The sequence below is a fragment of the Vibrio sp. 704 genome (assembly GCF_033339295.1).
Genome location: NZ_JAWOUH010000732.1, coordinates 1 through 586, shown reverse-complemented (window position 1 = coordinate 586; position 586 = coordinate 1). Strand labels below are relative to the sequence as shown.

The 586-nt window shown below is 50.0% G+C and carries 1 protein-coding gene; it reads left to right on the top strand.

Going from position 1 to position 586, the window contains the following annotated elements; all coding sequences use genetic code 11:
• Positions 1–586, top strand: a 586-nt coding sequence (locus R7R24_RS28795) for a CpaF family protein (protein WP_318120469.1), incomplete at both ends; no start/stop codon positions are given.

Sequence of the window (586 nt, the reverse complement as noted above, 5' to 3'; positions counted from 1 at the left end):
GTCGCCTATGGTGGATGCGCGTCTAAAAGATGGCTCTCGTTTCAATGCCATCATCCCTGCACTTGCCCTTGATGGGCCATCTGTATCCCTTCGTCGTTTTGCGGTCGAACGTTTGAATATGGACAACTTACTAGGGCTTGGTTCGCTCTCGCCAGAAATGGGCAAATTCTTGAATGCAGCCGTTGTCGGGGAACTGAACATTCTTATCTCGGGCGGTACAGGCTCAGGTAAAACAACCACGCTTAACATCCTGTCTGGTTTCATTCCGAGTGACCAACGTATCGTTACTATCGAAGATTCGGCCGAGTTGCAGTTACAACAACCGCACATTATTCGTTTGGAAACACGCCCATCCAACATTGAAGGAAAGGGTGAAATATCCCAGCGTGATCTGGTGAAAAACTCACTGCGTATGCGTCCTGACCGAATTGTGATTGGTGAGGTGCGTGGCTCGGAAGCGGTCGATATGTTGTCTGCGATGAACACCGGTCACGACGGTTCACTTGCGACCATTCACGCCAATACTCCAAGGGATGCACTCAGCCGTATTGAAAACATGTTCTCTATGGCGGGTTGGAACGTTTCG